Source organism: Pelagimonas sp., assembly GCF_058892305.1.
In genome coordinates, this window is sequence record NZ_JBZXVN010000017.1 from 46,568 (window position 1) to 65,620 (window position 19,053).

The 19,053-nt window shown below is 54.4% G+C and carries 10 protein-coding genes; 6 read left to right on the forward strand and 4 right to left on the reverse strand.

Annotated features, from left to right (window positions below):
* Positions 1-21 precede the first annotated feature (21 nt).
* The 3 genes from AC5EFR_RS06760 to hflX all read left to right on the forward strand — a co-directional run bounded on the left by AC5EFR_RS06760 (position 22) and on the right by hflX (position 3,163).
* On the forward strand, positions 22-1,536 hold the full coding sequence (locus AC5EFR_RS06760; protein WP_493575112.1) for a TrkH family potassium uptake protein: 1,515 nt from the start codon (positions 22-24) through the stop codon (positions 1,534-1,536).
* 116 nt (positions 1,537-1,652) lie between these two features.
* Positions 1,653-1,892: an RNA chaperone Hfq gene (gene hfq, locus AC5EFR_RS06765; RefSeq protein WP_097802888.1), complete on the forward strand. Its 240-nt coding sequence runs from the start codon at positions 1,653-1,655 to the stop codon at positions 1,890-1,892.
* Entirely contained in the window at positions 1,889-3,163 is a 1,275-nt protein-coding gene (hflX, locus tag AC5EFR_RS06770; protein WP_493575113.1) for a GTPase HflX, read from the forward strand. Before hfq ends, hflX begins: the two co-directional genes overlap by 4 nt.
* Here the strand turns inward: hflX and AC5EFR_RS06775 are convergent.
* Together AC5EFR_RS06775 and AC5EFR_RS06780 are read right to left on the reverse strand one after the other, a co-directional pair.
* Positions 3,160-4,104 carry a phosphotransferase gene (locus tag AC5EFR_RS06775; protein ID WP_493575114.1) on the reverse strand — a complete coding sequence of 315 codons (945 nt, stop codon included), beginning with the start codon at positions 4,102-4,104 and terminating at the stop codon, positions 3,160-3,162. The two genes, hflX and AC5EFR_RS06775, sit on opposite strands and share 4 nt — an antisense overlap.
* Positions 4,101-6,563 carry a penicillin acylase family protein gene (locus AC5EFR_RS06780; RefSeq protein WP_493575115.1) on the reverse strand — a complete coding sequence of 821 codons (2,463 nt, stop codon included), beginning with the start codon at positions 6,561-6,563 and terminating at the stop codon, positions 4,101-4,103. Before AC5EFR_RS06780 ends, AC5EFR_RS06775 begins: the two co-directional genes overlap by 4 nt.
* A 97-nt stretch (positions 6,564-6,660) precedes the next feature.
* On the opposite strand from AC5EFR_RS06780, the gene AC5EFR_RS06785 reads away from it, so the two are divergent.
* The gene (locus AC5EFR_RS06785) at positions 6,661-7,533 is read left to right on the forward strand and encodes an NAD(P)-dependent oxidoreductase (protein WP_493575116.1); all 873 of its coding nucleotides are present in this window, start codon (positions 6,661-6,663) and stop codon (positions 7,531-7,533) included.
* A 2,301-nt stretch (positions 7,534-9,834) separates the two neighbouring features.
* On the opposite strand, the gene AC5EFR_RS06790 is transcribed toward AC5EFR_RS06785, so the two are convergent.
* Positions 9,835-10,074: a hypothetical protein gene (locus AC5EFR_RS06790; RefSeq protein ID WP_493575117.1), complete on the reverse strand. Its 240-nt coding sequence runs from the start codon at positions 10,072-10,074 to the stop codon at positions 9,835-9,837.
* Between the two features lie 737 nt (positions 10,075-10,811).
* On the opposite strand from AC5EFR_RS06790, the gene AC5EFR_RS06795 reads away from it, so the two are divergent.
* Positions 10,812-12,440 carry a calcium-binding protein gene (locus AC5EFR_RS06795; protein WP_493575118.1) on the forward strand — a complete coding sequence of 543 codons (1,629 nt, stop codon included), beginning with the start codon at positions 10,812-10,814 and terminating at the stop codon, positions 12,438-12,440.
* A gap of 1,684 nt (positions 12,441-14,124) precedes the next feature.
* Positions 14,125-17,706: an Rne/Rng family ribonuclease gene (locus AC5EFR_RS06800; RefSeq protein ID WP_493575119.1), complete on the forward strand. Its 3,582-nt coding sequence runs from the start codon at positions 14,125-14,127 to the stop codon at positions 17,704-17,706.
* 211 nt (positions 17,707-17,917) lie between these two features.
* On the opposite strand, the gene opgC is transcribed toward AC5EFR_RS06800, so the two are convergent.
* Entirely contained in the window at positions 17,918-19,045 is a 1,128-nt protein-coding gene (gene opgC, locus AC5EFR_RS06805; protein WP_493575120.1) for an OpgC domain-containing protein, read from the reverse strand.
* Between the last annotated feature and the right edge of the window lie 8 nt (positions 19,046-19,053).

The following is a 19,053-nucleotide window of genomic DNA, read 5'->3' on the forward strand; positions in this document are numbered from 1 at the left end:
GCCGAAAGGCCTCTGCGCGCCATGAATACGATCAAGAACCTGCCGTTTTTCCTTCTGATGCTGGCCATTGCGTCCGTGTCGACCTTTGTGCCTGCCTCCTATGCCTTGGTGATCGAAGAGTTTCACGATGCGCGGTCGTTCTTTTATGCCGGGGTGATCGGCCTGATTTTAACCAGTTTCCTTGGCATTGCTTTGGCGACCCGGTCACATAACACCAGCGCGTTGCGGCAGTTGGTGGCGCTTTTGGCAGGGTTTGCGCTTTTGCCGATCATTTTGGCGGTGCCTTTCCACGAAGCCGTGCGCAACACGTCCTTTTCCAGCGCCTATTTCGAAATGGTGTCGGCGATGACCACCACTGGCGCGACATTGTTTGAGCCGGACCGATTGTCTGGTCCCGAACACCTGTGGCGCGCTCAGGTCGGGTGGATGGGAGGCTTGTTGATGTGGGTGGCGGCTTCGGCGATTTTGGCCCCTTTGGCGCTTGGCGGGTTCGAAGTCACCGCCGCGGGCGCACCGGGGCAGGCGATGACCCACGGCGCAGCACGGGATGGGCAAAGCGACCCTGCCGCGCGCCTGCTGCGCAGCACCCAAGAGCTGTTTCCGGTCTATGTCGGATTGACCGCCGCGCTCTGTGTGATGTTGCTGGTATCGGGGGATTCACCCCTTGTCGCGCTGAGCCATGCCATGTCGGTGATGTCGACCTCGGGCATTTCGCCGGTTGGCGGAGTGGCCTCTAGCCCAAGCGGGTTGCCCGGTGAAATGATCGTGTTTTGCTTTTTGTTCTTTGCCTTGTCGCGTCTGACTTTTTCAACCGACACCGGGCAAAGTACGCGCACGGGTTTACTTTATGATCCTGAGTTCCGGATGGGGATTGCGATCATTCTGATTGTGCCAATGCTGTTATTCTTGCGCCATTGGGTTGCGGCCTTTGAGGTTGGTGATGAACAAAACCTTGCCGCCGGGTTCCGAGCCTTGTGGGGGGGCTTGTTTACCGGGTTGTCGTTCCTGACCACCACCGGTTTTGTCAGCGCGGAATGGGCGTCGGCGCAGGGCTGGTCTGGATTAGCAACGCCGGGTATCATCCTGATAGCGCTGGCGATTTTAGGCGGCGGCGTGGCCACCACGGCGGGGGGCGTCAAACTGCTCCGGGTGTTTGCGCTTTATGTCAACGGCGCACGCGAGATCGAAAAGTTGATCCACCCCTCGTCGGTCGGAAGGTCCGGCCCGGTGATGCGGCGCATTCGTCGCGAAGGGGCCTTTATCGCTTGGGTGTTTTTCATGCTCTTTGCGGTGTCTTTGGCGGCTTTGACGATGATCCTTGGGTTGTATGGCATTGATTTTGAGGCGGCGATCACGTTGACGGTGGCCTGTTTGTCCAACACTGGCCCGCTGATTTCTGTTGCCCCGGCCCAAGATATTGACCTCATCGGCCTGGCCCCGTCAGCAAAGCTGATTTTATGTGCAACCATGGTTCTGGGGCGGTTGGAATTGCTGGCAATTATCGTGATGATAAGCCCCGAAAGCTGGCGCGGATAAGACACGGTTTCGAAAAGGTCCATTTTTGCGCTGGAAACTCTCGGATTTGCAAGACATACTCCGTTCGACGAGGGACGGCCCGCATTCGGGGCAATGGCAAGAATAAAGGCAATTCAATGGCTTCGGATAGACAGAACCTACAGGACGCATTTCTTAACCATGTTCGTAAAACCAAGGTTCCGGTCACGGTTTTCTTGATTAATGGCGTTAAACTACAGGGTGTGATCACTTGGTTTGACAATTTCTGTGTGCTTTTGCGCCGCGATGGTCAGTCGCAGCTTGTGTATAAACACGCGATTTCGACGATTATGCCAAGTCAGCCGATCAACCTCTATGATGGTGAAGACGCCTCTTGAAGGAACATGCTGCGCATGTGACCCGCGCTTGGGTCCTGCATCCTGACATCAAAATTGATAGGGACCGTCGTGATGCCACGATGGCCTTGGCCGAAGCTGTGTCATTGGCCCGTGCCTTGCCCGAACTTGAGGTGGCGGGGGCCGATGTTGTGCCTTTGTCGAAACCTCAGCCGGGGATGCTTTTCGGGTCTGGCAAGATCGAAGAGCTTAAAGCCAAGCTGCATGCCAATGACGTCGAGTTGGTGCTGATTGATGGCCCGGTGACGCCGGTTCAACAACGCAACCTTGAAAAGGCGTGGAAGGTCAAATTGCTCGACCGGACCGGGTTGATTTTGGAGATCTTCTCGGACCGTGCAGCCACCCGCGAAGGGGTGTTACAGGTCGAAATGGCGGCGCTCAGTTATCAGCGCACCCGCCTTGTTCGTGCTTGGACCCACCTAGAACGTCAGCGTGGCGGTTTGGGCTTTGTCGGTGGTCCCGGTGAAACCCAGATCGAGGCCGACCGTCGGGCGATTGATGAACAACTTGTTCGCCTGCGTCGCCAGCTTGAAAAAGTGGTGAAAACCCGCGAATTGCACCGCAAGGCCCGCGCCAAAGTTCCCTATCCGATTGTGGCGTTGGTAGGCTATACAAACGCCGGGAAGTCGACGCTTTTCAATCGCTTAACCGGGGCCGAAGTCATGGCCAAGGACATGCTCTTTGCCACGCTTGACCCGACGATGCGCTCGGTTCGCTTGCCCACAGGAGCGGATGTAATCCTCTCGGATACGGTTGGTTTTATCTCGGATTTGCCCACCGAATTGGTGGCGTCGTTCCGTGCGACCTTGGAAGAAGTCTTGGCCGCCGATGTGATCGTACATGTGCGCGACATTTCCCATTCCGAAACCACCGAACAAGCCCGTGATGTGGCGACCATTCTGGATAGTCTTGGAGTGGACGAACGCACACCACAGATTGAGCTTTGGAACAAGATGGATCAGCTTGGCGCGGAGGAAGCCGAGGCGATCCGATCCCGTGCTGAGCGAGAAGATCATATCTTTGCGGTGTCGGCCCTAAGCGGCGAAGGGTTGGATGATTTCCTCACCGAAGTCACCCGTGCGCTTGGCGAAGAGAAGCGCGACGAAGAGCTGGTTCTTGGCTATGAAAAGGGCCGCGAGCGGGCTTGGTTGTTTGAAAAGGGCCTGATCGAAGCGGAGCGGCAGGACGAGGATGGGTATCATCTAAGCCTGCGCTGGTCCGCCAAAGACAAGGCGCGGTTCGAAAGCCTTTAACCCGCGATTGCGTTAGGGTTTTGCAACATCCACTGCGAAACCCGAAACCGCTTGGCCTGCCGTTTTGACGGTGTGGCCGGCGTGTTGGCCCAAACCCCAAGCGCAAAACAGTGAAACAAAAACGCGTGAACCTCTGGGTCGGTTTCGCGATCGGCATAGGCTTGTGTGAGACCGCGATAGGTTTGGCTTGCCTGTGTGCCGTTAGAGGAAAACCCGATCAGATCAACGGCAAGGGAAAACAGGTCGCGCAGTGGCTCGTCTTCGCGGTTGTTTTCGAAGTCTATTCCCCAAAGAGTTTTTTGATCATCAACCAATAGGTTGCCAAGGGTGAGATCGCGATGGGTGATGGCCTTGGGGGCTGGACGCTTGCGCAAGGTCATGGCGCGGTCGCAGACCTGAGTCGCGAGACGGCAAAACCTGTTTGGATCGGGGGTATCTCGCTGACCGTCTGCAATCTGAGCGCGCAGTTTTTCCAACCATGCAATATGCCCAGCGGGTCGAAACGAGGCAGGGCGCAGGGACAGGGCATGATAGTCGCGTACCCAAGTGCCTGCGCGGGTGGCCAGTTCATTGAGCCGATCCGGCGTTTCTTGCAAGGCGTGGTCGACGGTTTCACCAGACACATCCTGCATCAAAAGGGCACAAGCCGCCGCGTCAAATCCAAAAACCGGGACGCCCCGGTTGACACCGGCAGCCATCGCCAAAGCGACCTTTTCTTGGCGCGCGGCTTGGGCCGCAGCCTTGGAGGCATTGCCGGGACCCCAGACTTTGATCACAGCGGGTTTTGCCCCACCGGACAGCCGAAAAGGCGTGGCGCGCAACGGTTGGGTCAAGGGTTTGAGCGGCATTAGCTCACCGGACCAATCCGGCCACAATCGACCCAAAGCGGCCATGGCTATTTCATAGGCCGCTTCGCCAGTCAAATGCGTGGCACCGCTCACGGTTTGACCAGTCGCGTGATCCCAACCGAGGCCGCACGAGCAAGCCCAATATCCAGCGACATTGGGATATATTCACCACGCCGCCAGAGCTGCCCCAGATCTTCGTAGTGTCGCGACAAGAAATGCCCGGACTGACCGGTCGAAATGATGAAAACCGAGCTATCGGGATCGGCGAAATCATAGACGCCGCGATAGGCCCCGCTATGGACATTGGCAAAAGGTTCGGGGTCTTTGCCCGAGGTGCGACCACGTTGCAGGGTATGATCTCCACCCGAGGTCGATTGCGTGATGTTCATAAACAAATGCACAAGCGGCACTTTGCCAAGCACAGGATGTTCGTGGGTGGCCTCATGCGCATCGCCCCAGCGCAGGCTTTCCAGCGCAGAGCCGTGGGTTTCGTTGATCCAAATCAGCGCGTCATCCAAAGCGAGGCGCGAAATGTCGGAACAGCTTTCGGTCTTGACCGACCGGATGATGTCGCACCATTTAGACGCCCCTGAAAAATCGCGGAACACCCGTTCGATGAACAAGGGTTCCACATGGTGATACTTGTCCGCCAGCGGGCCAAGATCGTCACGGATCAGACGTTCCTGAAGGGCACGGAGCCAAGCGCTATAAATCAGCGGCTCGGGGAGATGTTCGTTCATCTCACCGTTCCAATTGGCCAAGAGATCAAGAGCGCGTTGGCGTTGGCGTTCGGGTGTACCTTCGGCGGCGGCTTCGCCGGTGTACCAAAGGTCACGGCCTATTAGCGGCAAAAGGGTGCGCGCGGTGACCGATACGGTGTCAAGCTGCGCTTCGATAAAGCTATCACGGGTGTGCACCTTGCGCCCCTGCATCAAGCCGCGCCAGCGTTGAACTCGCTGGCTGTCACCCCAGTCATAGCTGACATGGTTGGGAAAGGCGCGGTCGATGGTTTTGTTGTTGGTATTGCCAACAATCCCGCCCTCGGGGGCAAGGAATTCGGGGTTCGAAGTGTAGGGCAACACGCCCTGCCAACGGTTCTCCGCGATCCAGCCGGGGCTCGGTAGGCGACCCTTGCTTTGATGGCCCACATCGCGGCGCGGCATCGCCCCGACAAGCTTCATCGCCACGGTGTCACGATCAATCAACGTTAGGTTCTGCGCCGGGGCCACATAGGCACGGGACAGCTCAAGCGCGTCCTCGACGGATTTCGCCGACATCAATCCAATCGCGGCGGTCATCGACGTGTCTTGGGCCGATAGCGCCGTCCAGCTTAGCGTCGCGACATGGCCCGGCGGCGTCACAGCGTCGATGTCAAAGACCGAGCGCGGCAACACCGGACCGTTGTCTGTCCAGCGCAATGTGACGGTGATCGGGGCCGCATCTTTGATGTTGATGATGGATTTGCGGGTTTCGAACCGTTTGAACCCGTCCGGCGTGCGGTATTGCTCTGGGTCGTCCGGGTTCAACTCTTCGATGAAAATATCCTGATCATCAAGATAAGAGGAGGTCACGCCCCAAGCGAGGTTTTCAGAGCGACCAACGGTGATGGTCGGGACACCAGGAATAGTGCCACCAATCACACCGCCGTCGGCCAATTGCAGGCGGGCAAGATACCAAAAGGACGGGGCGGAGAGGCCATGATGCGGATCATTGGCCAAGAGGGTGCCGCGCCCGGCGCTGCGTTCAGGCGCAGCCGCCCAAGCGTTTGATGCCCCGGCCAAGCCGCGCTCGGGAATGGGGGGGAGGAATGTCGGGGGAACCTGATTTTCGGCGAACCGTTTCAAAGGGCCGGGGGCCAGATCAGCATATTTGGGCAGGGCCGCAATACCGCCGCCGGGCATGTCCGGCAGGATGTCCGACAGACGCTGGTTGTCATCAAGCAAGAGCGAGGTGCGGGCGCGCAGCACCTCTTCGCGCAGGTGGCCGGACGATTGCAGCGCCATCAGTTTGACAATGGCAATGGAATCCGCCGGTTGCCATGGGGCAATTGGCGCGTTGAAGACAAAGAGTTCCGGCGCACCGCGGCCAAGACTATTGGAATTGATTTCTGTGATGCGGGCATTGACCCCAGCGGCATAGGCCTCAAGCGCATCCAATGTCGCGGCGTCCTGATGGGGCACCGATTTGACCGCCAGGGGGTAAAGGTCAAGGCGGCGCATCAGCGTGTCGGTCTCGATCGTGCGCGTGCCGAAGATTTCGGACAACCGCCCCTGAACTGTGCGGCGAAGAACCGTCATTTGCCAAAGGCGATCCTCGGCATGGACATAGCCAAGGCCAAAAAACGCATCGCGATCCGATAGCGCCATGATGTGGGGCACGGCGGCATTGTCGCGCACGATCTCAATATCGGCGGTGATCCCGGCCACAGGCAGGGATTTGTCATAATTGGGGAGCGAGCGCCCGGCGAGATAGCGCACAGTAAGGCCACCCAGCACGATCACCACAATAGCCAAGACAGTCAGCCGAAACAGCCACCGGAACACAAGTACCATTTCCCTTGTCCTCACCATGCGTTAGTTGAAGGTGAGATTGGACCTATCCCGTGTGTGGCGGCTTGCCAAGGGGCGGGGGAGTTGAGGGAGACAGAGAATGGCGAAACTTGCGTTTTTGGGCATGGGTGTGATGGGCTATCCGATGGCCGGACATTTGGCCAAAGCCGGTCATGAGGTAACAGTTTACAACCGGACCTTTTCCAAGGCCGAAGCATGGGCGGCGGAATTTGGCGGCAAGGCGGCCCCATCACCGCGTGAGGCCGCGGAAGGCGCGGATTTTGTCATGGCCTGCGTTGGCAATGACGATGACCTACGCGGCGTGTGTTTGGGCAAAGACGGGGCCTTTGCAGGAATGGCGGCGGGGAGCGTTTTTGTCGATCACACCACCGTATCGGCCAAGGTAACACGCGAGTTGCACGACATCGCGGCAAGCGCCGAGGTCGCCTTTGTCGATGCACCAGTGTCGGGTGGTCAGGCGGGGGCCGAAAACGGCCAGCTGGTGATCATGTGTGGGGGCGATTTGGCGACCTATGCGCGGGCTGAACCGATCATGTCCGCCTATGCGAAACTCTGCAAACGTCTTGGTGAAAGCGGGGCAGGGCAGCTGTGTAAAATGGTCAACCAAATCTGCATCGCTGGCTTGGTTCAAGGCCTGTCCGAAGGGCTGCATTTCGCTGAGAAAGCCGGTCTAGACGGGCGCGAGGTTGTCGAAGTGATCGGTGGCGGAGCCGCAGGCAGTTGGCAAATGGTCAACCGTTTTGAAACCATGATTGATGACGAGTTCGAACATGGGTTTGCGGTGGATTGGATGCGCAAGGATCTTGGTATCTGCCTTGATACAGCCGATGAAACCGGCGCGTCCTTGCCGGTGACGGCGCTTGTTGATCAGTTCTACAAAGACGTCCAAAAAATGGGCGGCGGTCGCTGGGATACGTCCAGTCTGTTCAAACGTTTGCGCAAGATGGGATAAGGGGCCGGGGGGGCTTGGGGAATGGGTGGTTCGGCCGCACTATTTTCCGAGGCCCCCGTGTCAACGTGGCGTGTAAAGTGGGGCGTTTTTGTCCACGCAAGAGGTCTACAGGCAAATTGGCGTATTGCCGTGGAATAAGTGTTTCCCGAAGAACAGACGTCGTGCCGATTGGAATAAGGCAGACTACAAATCGTGAAGGCAGCTAAACGCTGGAAGCGGAGTTTGCAACGCTGGATGCAATTCCGAAAGGGGACAATGAATTGTCACTCGAGAAGGTAAAGAGTGAAAGACAATAGTGAAATTGAATTTAGGCGGCACTTTTTAGCGGAGATACATAATCGGGATGACCTGATCCCTGAAACTTCCCTCACCTTGATGTCGAGTTTTCTAAACCTTTCGAAGGGGCAAACGGATGCGAAAAAGCGGATTTAGCGAGGCCCAGATTACTGGAATGATCGCATCACAAGGAATTCTGACGCTACCGTTTCATGATATCGAGCTCAGTATTTTTTGACCCCAAGATCGCGGGCGATCCAACGGTATGATCGAGCGCCTACTACGGCTTGAACGGCCTTTTTTGGGAGATGCGCAGTTATCCAGAAGTTGCGTACATCCCAAAAAAAAGAAATTATGTTCCTAAAAAATAGACTGAGTAAACAAATGACTATTTCCCCATCTTTTTCTCTCCGCGCGGCCTGCGCCACTTTATGTGTTTTTCTCTTGGTTGCTTGTCAGAACGGGGGGACGCAGTCTACCAGTACGCGGGCAATTGCCCTATTAACTGTCGTTGAGGAACAGAATGGGTGTGCAATTCCGCTCGAACGGACACGAAAAATCTTTACTTCCGCTGGCTTCTCGTCCGCGCAGGAACGCATCGATTTGATTTGGGAATTGCGAACGAAAACGGGGAAGCTCTCCGTGTTTGACGCCCGATTGGAAGCAAATACCAGAAAATGTGATAGGCCTCCAGCGTACTTGTCAGCAAGCAAGGCACGTTTTCTAATTGTTCAGGACTTTTTTCTGGGGCGAGATTGCACTACAACGGATGCGGAGATCCAACAGACTTTCAAGTCTACCGACATAAGTCCTTATGAATTTGCATCCTATTCGCAAATCCTTCTAGCCGCCGGGGCATTAGAGATTGAGGGCCGGAAGTTCGTTCGTAAAGACTGGGGCAATTGTGCAGTGCGTTAGGTCATGTTGACAACAAGATTTCCCAACGGACAGCAAACATGATTCAAATTAGTATCTGCTATGGAGGCCAGCTTGGCACGAGATCCGATGGCGGACGAAGAATGGGCGTTTTTTAAAACTTTTTCCTCGCTATCCGCGTCTCCAACTGGCGCAAAACCGACCCGCCACCGCCTTGGTCAGGACTAGGGACGAAATCCTGGAAGCCCTGAGCCAGAGCGGTGAGGTTCCCGACACCCTGCAAGTGGTTGATAGCACCATAGTTCGCGCGCATGGCAGTATGATGGGAGTGACTCATCGCTAAACGCAACGTCTATTAGGTCGAGTTTTTCACCAATATCGGTCGTTTTTGAGCTGCCTACCCAGCCGTTCACACTTGCTGACCTTTTCGAGGCTCAAAAAAACCGGAGCAAAACCTTTTGTGTTTTGAACCGTTTGTGCAAATCACTGTACCAGACTGCGCGCAATCCAGTCTAAGGTCTGACGTCGAAGCAATCAGCCCAAGTTGAAAGTCCGCATTGGTGCCTCGGAATTCAAGCGACACGTCTGGTTTGGGCTGACTGCGGTCATCCGGTGTCGCTTGCGATTGTGTGGTAGCTGCGGAAGGTGGGAGCTCTTCCGCTGCGTATTCAGTTAGGCGACACAGAAAAATAATGAAGCAGAACGATACCGATGAATAAAACACCACCTATTGCAAATGCCCAGACAAACAAACTAAGCAGGTTTCTACACGCTTGGATATAGAGTCGAAAATATCGAGAGAGCCAATTCATTGATGTCCACTCATTGCATAACCATCGAAATCTCACTCGTTACGTTTAAGTGTCACTTTAAACCAGATATTTGTTTCTCCGTAACCCTCCGTGTCCGCTCCGGGCTGTCTCTCGTCATCCAGTGTTGCTCTGGCAGCACAACTTGGGCGAATACCTTGCGTAGCACCGCCGTATGTTCGCAGTGAGCCCGAAGAGACGAATGCCGCAACAAAAATGCCGATAGCCTCTTGGGCTTCATAGGTATCACATTCATCCGGCTCTGGGTGCGCCTTTAGTTAACGTGACCTAAACCCGCTCTATTGCGCGCCCAACCATGTTTCCAAAGATTTCGTTCAATTTATTTTAGCAAATCATATGCCGCCAACGCCAATGTTTGGGCCACAAAAATCGCAAAAGAAACATCGGCCAGAGCGAGAATTTCGGCGGGGAAAACGCTTTCGTCAACAAAATCAATCCCCACAATTACCTTTATAATGAAGCCCAGAACACCAAAGCCGAGCACAACCAGCATGATAAGTGAAAGCCCTTTTTTCATAGCCTCTGCCAGAATCCAATTTCTAGATTTCTTTCGTTCCATTCCAACCAAGCCCGATTTTACACGACTAGGCAAGCAGAAAGAGTATGTAATGACGTATGGGTGCTCTACCCGTGATGTTCGCGAAGGCATCGGGCGTCGCGCTTTGAAACAAATCTCTTTCGGTATGAATTTCGGCTATAGGTAAGTGGAGGCAAACAGTTGGAACCAGTAGCGAGGCTGCTCACAGTCGTCAGACATCAGCCATTTTGGGCTGACACCGATCGTCTTGGTCGAAGTGAGCGGCCCCGGCGCAACCCTGGATCGTGCGAAGGTCCGCGAAGCGCAGCCAACGACATTTGCAAAGTCAGGCCGACAATAATCATATAGCTGTTACTTAGAAGCCTCGTCGCCGGAAGCGCCCATCAGAACAGCTAACTTTGTGAATGGGGTGCTTTGCCAACTTGGTCGTTGCAATAGTGCTTTAGTGCTCATATGAAATATCTCTGGCTAAAACGGACCAAATGCACCACAAAATATATACACAGAAATTGGGCAAACAATCGAGCATGAGGTTTCGCGTTGTCCAGCGGGATTATTGCCGGAAGAACCTCCTTTTTTAAAATTGTGTCTGAAATGCCTGATTGGACACGCCTTTAACCTTCATGAGATTCAGCCATGTTTTTGTTGTTCGCCAGCGGTCAATCTAATGCTGATGTGACATTACTTGGAATGCTTGCTTCCCCTATTTCTGTTTGCTATTTTTCCCTTGATTTAAAATTTTATACTGGATGAGTGCTATGGAATTGTTGCTGATTCTTACAGGTGTGTTGTCTATTGGACTACTTGGTTTCGCATCGTCTGATGCTAATGAATCCGATGAGGTCAACGAGGCAGACGAGGTTGAGGTTCCCCTTGCACCGATACCTTCACCTGATGTTTCCGAAAGCATCGAAGGTAGTGACGGCAATGATACCATTAATGGCTTGAACGGCGATGATACAATCTTTGGCGGTGACGGTGACGACTCCTTAGTAGGGGGAGAGGGGAGTGATTTTGTCGATGCTGGCGCAGGCGACGATACGGTCCTTGAGGGGGGCTACTTGAACGAGGATTACCCCGACGGATATTTTGATGGGAATGACACAATCTTAGGCGGCGAAGGCAATGACCGTCTCGACGCCCATGATGGTGATGACAGTGTTGATGGCGGATCAGGCGATGACTCGATTCATGGCCGAAATGGAAACGACACGCTGACTGGCAGCTCAGGCAACGATGATGTGTTCGGGATGGCGGGCCAAGACAGCATCGAAGGCGGTGCAGGCAATGACACTTTGTCGGGTGGTGCGAACACCGACACCATTTTGGGCGGTGACGGCGATGATGTGATAAACAATCGTAGCCGCGACGACGGTGACGACGATATTTTAGCCGAATTCATAGATGGGGGCGCTGGGGATGATACCATGCGTTTCGGCGATGGCAGCATCGTCACCGGTGGCTTAGGGTCAGACAGCTTCATCGCGCAAGAGAGCCTGTCGAACACGGCAGTCAGCGAAATCACCGATTTTGATCCTTCAGAAGACACCTTGTTCGTTGATCTGGGCGTCAGCAACGGAGACGGGGGGGAATTCGCTCTTATTGAGCGGGAAGATGGACTAGGTCGCGACCTATATCTTGGGGACGAACTGGTTATCCGGCTATCTGGCGGCACGCCCTTCACCCTAGATGATATCACTCTTACGGTCAGTTTTGAATTCGATGACGGTACGCCCATCGAATATACAATCGGTGACAGCGAAAACGGATTCGGAACAACGGTCGTAAGCAGCTACGGTGACGATACTATCTCCGGAAGCAATGCGGGCGATGTGATCGCCAACCGAGGTGGGTCCGATGCCGTCAATGGTGGCGACGGTAATGATACCATTTTTGCAGATGGCGGGAGGGTCGATACAAACTCGAACCACGGAGATAGCTACACGATTGTTGATTTTGAGAGAGACACAATTGATGGTGGCGACGGCGATGACATCATCCATTCATTCAACGGGAATGACCTGACGGGCGGAGAGGGTGACGACCTATTTGTCTTGCAAAACGCGAGTGAAGCCTTTGAAGAACATGAAGATGTCATCTCAGACGGACCAAATAAGCTAGATCCTACAATAATCACAGACTTCACTCCTGGAGAGGACACAATCCTTGTGAGAGGCCTTGCCGGAACATTGCTTGAAACAGACGACATCTCCATCATGCCATTGGCAGATGGAACAGGAGCGGAACTAACCGTTGAAGGTCAAATCGTTGCCATCATCATCGGTGGTCAGGACTTGACTGTAGACGATATTGCAATTCAGGAATTGCCGGGTGGTCAATACGTCCCCTACGGGGCATACAACCTAATTCCCGGGTATCTATCATAAGGCGTTGAACAGCGGCATTTCATTTCCTTCGGAAATTGTTGGCCGGTAAGGGAATGAAAGGGCGGTGTTATTCCCACCGCAAAAGGTTTTCTGTTCACGAAGCACCCTTCAAGATTTGTTGGACGTTGTTGCAATCGGAATGCCCGCTGTTTCAACCCGCAGAAAAACTTACTTGGCCTACCCTCGGCGAGGTTCAAATAATTCGTCCTAGTTGTCAAAACCGCGTGTCTGGTTTGGGCTGCCAGCCGTTGTTAGATAATGCAACCGGTGACCCTTTCCTGAAATTGACAACATTCTAAATTGAGCGGCAACTAAAGCATGTGGACAGTGGCGAAAATTCGCGGCAGTCTTAGACCCTGAACGCATTCGTAAAAGAAAAATATTGGTGGAGATGGAACTGGTGAGAGCGCTCCTTGTCGTTTTACTTGCATTGACGCTAACAGCATGTGGAGCAAGCATTGGAAATGACGTTGAGCACTGGGAGCCCTTGAAAGCGCCAGAGTTTATTCGTACCGTCAGGTCGACAACGATATCTGAAAAGACTGCTAGATATGTCGCCAATCGCACCTATCGGAGTTATTCCTCTGATGGAAATCAGATTGAATACATGTCAGAAAACGGAGGTGCCTATCTATGGTATCCGAGAAACCGTGCAATAGTTCAAGGTGAATGGAAAATTGAACGGGGAGGCGCAGTATCTCGGGACAAATCAGGATTCCTTCTTTGTTTCAGATACAAACGAAGTTCCGGCAAGTCTGGGTATGGTCCTTGGGGATGTCGGGCCGTCGAAAGCTGGATGAACAAAGCTCAGGAAATTGTTTCCGGGGACCCGCTCCACCTTCAAAAGCGGTTGCCATTTGTGCTTCATGCCAAACCGCCTATTTCAATCGGATCTGCATCTGCACGGATCGGTGGGCCCGCAGATGTTGGACCAAACTTGGTAACATGGAGGCACAATCTTTAATTGGATTTCGCCATTATTTGAGTAGACAATCTCCACTTCGGGTTGACTACGGATTTCGCGGTTTCAGCGTTTCTGCCTAAGTGCCAATGCCCTTGGTTTCTGGAGCTTTCGTGCAGAGAGGCGGGAGGTGCGTTTGGCGTTTTGGCGCGTTTTTTGCGGAGCAGGTGTGGCAGGCGGTGCCCATGTTGGCTGGGTGAAAAATTCCATGCATGGAATTTGCAAATCTTTTTGCAAAAGATTTTATGCAGCCAGTCGCGCTAGGAGCGATCAAATCGGCGTTTGAGCCTGCCATGGCGTGATTTTGCCCATTGTCTTTTCCACAGACCTACCTTTATGTTGCATGCTAGGCGCATGTGCTACGTACACCGCCAAAGAGTTTCGCTGTTTTGGACCCTGATCAGCAAGTCGCTGACCCCCAAGGCAGACCGATTGGGCCGCAAGGCCGATGTACTGTGCCCGGACCGCCAAAAGCGACGGGCCTTGAATGGGCGCCGCCTCCTGTATCAGGAGGGCCGAGCGTCGGAGAAGAAACGCGATGAAGCGCGCGACATATATGAGGCATCGAGACGGGGCGACATCGCACCGCCATGCCCGCGCGCCTATGCTCGCCCTTACAAGCCACGCCTACCGAACCTCTGCACCGCCAGGGGTGACCGCGGGGATACCCCCGGCGGAACACTCCTTGTCAAACAGGGGATCGGCCGCGTGCACACGGAAAACATGGCTAAGAAAATGCTTATCGATGCCACCCACGCGGAAGAGACCCGCGTTGTGGTGGTGGACGGAAACAAGGTCGAGGAATTCGATTTTGAATCAGAAAACAAGCGCCAGCTAGCTGGCAATATTTATCTGGCAAAGGTCACGCGGGTTGAACCCTCGCTGCAAGCGGCCTTTGTGGATTATGGTGGAAACCGGCATGGTTTCCTGGCGTTTTCGGAAATTCACCCCGATTATTACCAGATACCTGTCGCGGATCGTCAGGCTTTGATGGAAGAAGAGGCCGCTTTGGCCGCTGCGGCGGCGGAAGAGGATGAAGAACGCGAAAAGCCCAAGCGCTCGCGCTCGCGGTCACGCCGCAAGCCCAAATCAACGGACACCAAATCGGGCGATGCCCCGAGTGAGGCTAAGGACGATCAGGTCTCCGTACCTGTCTCTGAGGCTGACACCTCTGCTGCGGAATCCACCGCACCAAAAGCGACCGATGCGCCGCGCGAAATCAGCGGCATGGAAACCATTGACCTTGATGATGGGGATGACACCGAAGCCGGGGAACCGGGCGAGGGCCTGTCTCCGATGGAAACGGTTCATGAGGTCCCTGTGGCCGAGCCAATCGATTCCGTTGAAGGTGTCGAGCCTGAAGAGATTGCCGAGGCCGCGCCTGCGGAAGAAGCTGAACCAGAAGCCGTGGCAGTTGAAGAAGTTACGGAAACACCTGTTGTTGCCGAAGCCGAAGCTCCGGTTGCCGAAGAGCCGGCACAAGAGGCCGTGGCTGAGGGCGCAGCCGGTGATGACACAGTTGCGGCCGCCGCGGATCAGCCTGCAGAGGAAGAAACTTCTGACGAGGCAGAAACACCCAAACGCCCCATTGCGGCGGATTCTGACGATAAGCCAGTGATCGTCAGCGCCGATCCATCGGAGGTGAATGACACTCCGGCGGCCGACGAGCCTGTGGTGGAAACGAGTCCTGAATCGGTGGCAGACACGGAAGAAGCTGCAGAGGCAGCTCCGGACGTGGTAGCCGATCCTGTTGAAGACGCCCCGGCGGCTGTTGAAGCAGAAGGTGTTGCGCCTGCGGAAGCTGAGGCTCAGACCGACGACGTTGCGGTTGACGCAGACGTCGCACCAGAGGCCGAAAGCACAGACGCCCCACAAGTTGAGGCGGAACAAACGCCCGATACTGAGGAACAAACAAAGGTCGCTGACACTCCTTTTGAGGACACACCTGTCGAGGATGCGGTAGAAAAGCCAGCCGAACCAGAGGTGTCCGAACAAGCCGCCGATGCCGCTGTTGCGCCAAAGACTGACGCAAAGGCCGAGGACGAGGGAAAAGACGCCGCCGAAACGCCCGATGCAGCCGCTGCGACAGGCGATGAGGACGACAAGCCCAAGGCCAAAGCCAACGCGTCGGATCGAGACGCGTCGATTGAATCGGTTGCTGATGATGACACGGAAGAAGAAATTCGCCCGCGTCGCAAACCGCGTCCACGTCGCTACAAGATCCAAGAAGTGATCAAAGTGCGCCAGATTTTACTGGTGCAGGTTGTCAAAGAAGAACGCGGAAACAAGGGCGCAGCCCTGACGACATATCTGTCGCTGGCGGGTCGCTACTGTGTCTTGATGCCCAACACCGCGCGGGGTGGTGGCATCAGCCGCAAGATCACCAATGCGGCGGACCGTTCCAAGCTGAAATCCATTGCCAATGAGATTGACGTGCCCAAGGGCGCGGGCCTTATCATTCGCACGGCTGGTGCCAAACGCACCAAAACCGAGATCAAACGCGATTACGAATACTTGCAACGCCTGTGGGAACAAATCCGCGAGCTAACGCTGAAATCGACCGCACCGGCTAAAATCTATGAAGAAGGCGATCTGATCAAACGCTCGATCCGCGACCTGTATAATCGTGAGATTGACGAGGTGTTTGTTGAGGGCGAACGCGGTTATCGCATCGCCAAGGACTTCATGAAAATGATCATGCCGTCCCACGCCAAAAACGTGAAAAACTACACCGAAGCGATGCCGTTATTCGCGCGCTATCAAGTCGAAAGCTATCTGGGCGGGATGTTCAACCCGACGGTTCAACTCAAGTCCGGCGGTTACATCGTGATCGGCGTGACCGAAGCGCTTGTTGCCATCGACGTGAACTCGGGCCGTGCCACCAAAGAAGGCAGCATCGAGGATACCGCGACCAAGACCAACCTGGAGGCCGCCGAAGAAGTGGCACGCCAGCTGCGCCTGCGCGACCTTGCCGGTCTGATCGTCATCGACTTTATCGATATGGACGAGCGTAAGAACAACGCCGCGGTCGAAAAGCGTATCAAAGATAAGCTGAAAACCGATCGTGCCCGTATTCAGGTCGGCCGGATTTCCGGCTTTGGCCTGATGGAAATGTCGCGTCAGCGCTTGCGCCCTGGCATGATTGAGGCAACGACCCAGCCGTGCCCCGCCTGTCACGGCACCGGTTTGATCCGGTCCGACGACAACATGGCGCTTCAGGTGCTGCGTCAGATCGAAGAAGAGGGCGTGCGCCGTCGCTCGCGCGAGGTTCTGGTGAAATGCCCGGTCTCGATTGCCAACTACCTGATGAACCAGAAACGCGAACACATCGCTCAGATCGAAACGCGCTATGGCATGTCGGTGCGTATCGAAGGTGATCCGCATCTGGTTGCGCCTGATTTCTCGATGGAGAAATTCAAGGTCGCCACACGGGTTGTGCCCGTGGCCACTGCGCCGGTTGTGTCTGTTGACACGTCGCTCATGGATATGATCGACGAAGAGGCCGAAGCCGACGCGATTGAAGATGCCGAGGTGATTGAGCGGACCGAAAAGCCCGAGGCCACCGAAACCGGTGAAGACGGCCAGCCAAAGAAGCGCCGTCGTCGTCGCCGTCGCAAGTCGTCGAAGTCGCGCGAAGAGGGTGTTGAAGGATCAGAGGCCGAGACGCCGTCAGATGCGAAACCCGAGGCCGAGACGCAGGACGATAGTGACGCAAAGGCGGATGGCGAAGCGGCCCCTGTTGAAGGTGCAGAGGGGGACGAAAAGCCCAAGAAGCGCCGTACGCGTCGGTCGCGGTCACGCAAAAAGTCGACCGAAACGGTTGAAGCCAAAGCTGATGAGAGCCCTTCGGATGCCGAGGCCAAATCTGGTGACGGTGGCGAGATCGCTGCGCCTGCTGAGACAGCTGCGGACGCTGAAGCCCCAGTAGAGGCGATTGCTGAGACAGCTGAGACAACAACCGAAGCTCTGGTAGAAGAGAACAAAGCGGTTGTGGCCCCTGAAACCAAAGCTGCAAAGCCTGCGCCACAGGCTCCTGCGGCGGATGAACCCGAAGCAGACACCAAGCCCAAACGTCGACGTACACGGCGCAAGGCGTCTGATGTGATTGCGTCGGTTGGGATGGCACCAGAGCCTGAGGCGCAAGAGGCCACTGACGTCGGTGCCCCGTTTGCCGATGCGCCGTCCGAAGCCCCCCTGGAGGCCGCCGTTGAAGCGGAACCTAATCAGGCTCCTGTGGCACAGGCCGAGGACACCACACAAGAGGCCAAGCCAAAACGGCGCGGCTGGTGGTCGTTGGGGCGATAAACAACGCGCTGTTGCGCCATTAGGGCAAACAGGTTTGAGCGAGAAAAGCGACGCTGCCGGGATACTCCGGCAGCGTTTTTTCGTATCAAACATGTAGGGAAGATTGACTTCCGGCTTTCTAAACGGATTGTCACCCGTTTGGGCACATTCACGAAAGGTACCTATTCTCCAGATCCGATGGCTGCGGTGGTTGTTTTCTGACGTGCATATGTCACAAACCGCTTTTGTCATTTTTTTTTCGAGCGGGGGCTAAACGAGTTGGAAATACAGTGCGATTTCCCTGTTTCCAATAAAACAGGCCGTGCGGAAGGGCAAAAAATATACAAAGGAGAAATAGGGCAAGTAGAGTTTTACCAGTTTGCGTTAAATCTTGGTCCACATATTGAAATATTGCCAACAAATAGACGTGGACTACAAACATCTGAATAGAATAAATGCCTGTATATCGCAAAATTGGTAAATGCAGGTACCACTCAATTGGCCTGGTGAGGACCGAAGTTGCCCGGTGTTTTCGAATGAGAATAAGAGAGAAAAAGGCGCAAACAATAAGAATTCGAACAACGTGTGTGGGATGCAGTTGCATGCGTGGCCAGTTGTCTGGGATAGTCTGGGGGACGGTGAACAAGACCTGGTATTCCAGCCAGCCGCGCTGAACAAGAACTAGAATTCCTGTGACAGCTACTAGAAACAAAAAGATGGAAGGTTTTAAGGAGTTTATTGAGTGAATTATTTTTTTGTATTGTGTGCCAAACGCGAATGCTATCGCGAAAAGAAATTGCCACGCAGCAACATCAAATGCCATGAATTTTCCGCTGAGGGAAAAGAATCCGTAAGAAAAATCTGGTAGACTTAGAATATAGATGACGAATGATGCGATCAAAACTGCAACCGTTCTAAATCGTGTGAAGGTGGCTGAAATTATGAGCAAAAAGACAAAGCAATATAGGTAAATCGGAAGGATGTCAGAGTAACCGCCTCCGTTTTGAACCGCCAAAATTTCAACTGCTGCCCGTAGCCCGTCTTTTATAAAGGTTGAAAAATCTGGTGCGCTGATCAGGACGAGGAGGAGAAATGGGATAGCTGACAAAAGGTAATAAAAATAGACCTTTACTAGCCGTTTTACGATAAAGTTGTTCAAGCGCTGAGCGCCAATATACCTGTCTACTGTTAACATGCCAATCAGCAAACCGGACAGGAACACCAGAAACTCGGCATCGAATAAACCGATAATTTTGGCATGGTGGATAATACCTAAATACCCCATGCTTGGCTGCCAAGAGAGATGTGCCAGCATCATCATAATCAATAAATGACCCCGGACGCCGTCGAGAATTTCCAATCTCACTC

What these genes read in the sequence shown, in the direction of transcription:
- AC5EFR_RS06760 (WP_493575112.1), top strand. Translation starts at nt 22, where the DNA reads ATGAATACGATCAAGAACCTGCCGTTTTTCCTTCTGATGCTGGCCATT.
- hfq (WP_097802888.1), top strand. Translation starts at nt 1,653, where the DNA reads ATGGCTTCGGATAGACAGAACCTACAGGACGCATTTCTTAACCATGTT.
- AC5EFR_RS06780 (WP_493575115.1), bottom strand. Translation starts at nt 6,563, where the DNA reads ATGGTACTTGTGTTCCGGTGGCTGTTTCGGCTGACTGTCTTGGCTATT.
- AC5EFR_RS06785 (WP_493575116.1), top strand. Translation starts at nt 6,661, where the DNA reads ATGGCGAAACTTGCGTTTTTGGGCATGGGTGTGATGGGCTATCCGATG.
- AC5EFR_RS06790 (WP_493575117.1), bottom strand. Translation starts at nt 10,074, where the DNA reads ATGGAACGAAAGAAATCTAGAAATTGGATTCTGGCAGAGGCTATGAAA.
- AC5EFR_RS06795 (WP_493575118.1), top strand. Translation starts at nt 10,812, where the DNA reads ATGGAATTGTTGCTGATTCTTACAGGTGTGTTGTCTATTGGACTACTT.
- AC5EFR_RS06800 (WP_493575119.1), top strand. Translation starts at nt 14,125, where the DNA reads ATGGCTAAGAAAATGCTTATCGATGCCACCCACGCGGAAGAGACCCGC.